Origin of the sequence: Streptomyces sp. NPDC096152 (assembly GCF_044763235.1) — a bacterium.
Lineage (GTDB): Bacteria > Actinomycetota > Actinomycetes > Streptomycetales > Streptomycetaceae > Streptomyces.
On sequence record NZ_JBIWFW010000014.1, the window covers coordinates 2823 to 4374 of the forward strand.

1 rRNA gene (running past one end of the window) is annotated in these 1552 nt (G+C 57.2%); it reads left to right on the forward strand.

Going from position 1 to position 1552, the window contains the following annotated elements:
• A 23S ribosomal RNA gene (locus ACIQ9G_RS32760) occupies positions 1-1530 on the forward strand; it begins 1373 nt to the left of the window's first position.
• Positions 1531-1552 lie beyond the last annotated feature (22 nt).

Sequence of the window (1552 nt, forward strand, 5' to 3'; positions counted from 1 at the left end):
GGGGAGTGGTGGAGCCGCCGGACCAAGCGGTTAGTAGGTGAGTGATGGGGTGACGCAGGAAGGTAGTCCATCCCGGGCGGTGGTTGTCCCGGGGTAAGGGTGTAGGCCGGTGTGTAGGTAAATCCGCACACCTTGTGGCTGAGACCTGATGCCGAGCCGATTGTGGTGAAGTGGATGATCCTATGCTGTCGAGAAAAGCCTCTAGCGAGTTTCATGGCGGCCCGTACCCTAAACCGACTCAGGTGGTCAGGTAGAGAATACCGAGGCGTTCGGGTGAACTATGGTTAAGGAACTCGGCAAAATGCCCCCGTAACTTCGGGAGAAGGGGGGCCACATCCGGTGATGAGCTTCGCGCTCTGAGCTGGGGGTGGCCGCAGAGACCAGCGAGAAGCGACTGTTTACTAAAAACACAGGTCCGTGCGAAGCCGTAAGGCGATGTATACGGACTGACGCCTGCCCGGTGCTGGAACGTTAAGGGGACCGGTTAGCTCCATTTCGGTGGGGCGAAGCTGAGAACTTAAGCGCCAGTAAACGGCGGTGGTAACTATAACCATCCTAAGGTAGCGAAATTCCTTGTCGGGTAAGTTCCGACCTGCACGAATGGCGTAACGACTTCTCGACTGTCTCAACCATAGGCCCGGTGAAATTGCACTACGAGTAAAGATGCTCGTTTCGCGCAGCAGGACGGAAAGACCCCGGGACCTTTACTACAGTTTGATATTGGTGTTCGGTTCGGCTTGTGTAGGATAGGTGGGAGACTTTGAAGCGGGCACGCCAGTGTTCGTGGAGTCGCCGTTGAAATACCACTCTGGTCGTGCTGGATGTCTAACCTGGGTCCGTGATCCGGATCAGGGACAGTGTCTGATGGGTAGTTTAACTGGGGCGGTTGCCTCCTAAAGAGTAACGGAGGCGCCCAAAGGTTCCCTCAGCCTGGTTGGCAATCAGGTGTTGAGTGTAAGTGCACAAGGGAGCTTGACTGTGAGACCGACGGGTCGAGCAGGGACGAAAGTCGGGACTAGTGATCCGGCGGTGGCTTGTGGAAGCGCCGTCGCTCAACGGATAAAAGGTACCCCGGGGATAACAGGCTGATCTTCCCCAAGAGTCCATATCGACGGGATGGTTTGGCACCTCGATGTCGGCTCGTCGCATCCTGGGGCTGGAGTCGGTCCCAAGGGTTGGGCTGTTCGCCCATTAAAGCGGTACGCGAGCTGGGTTTAGAACGTCGTGAGACAGTTCGGTCCCTATCCGCTGTGCGCGTAGGAGTCTTGAGAAGGGCTGTCCCTAGTACGAGAGGACCGGGACGGACGAACCTCTGGTGTGCCAGTTGTTCTGCCAAGGGCATGGCTGGTTGGCTACGTTCGGGAGGGATAACCGCTGAAAGCATCTAAGCGGGAAGCCTGCTTCGAGATGAGGACTCCCACCCACTTGATGGGGTAAGGCTCCCAGTAGACGACTGGGTTGATAGGCCGGATCTGGAAGCACGGTAACGTGTGGAGGTGACCGGTACTAATAGGCCGAGGGCTTGTCCTCAGTTGCTCGCGTCCACTGTGTT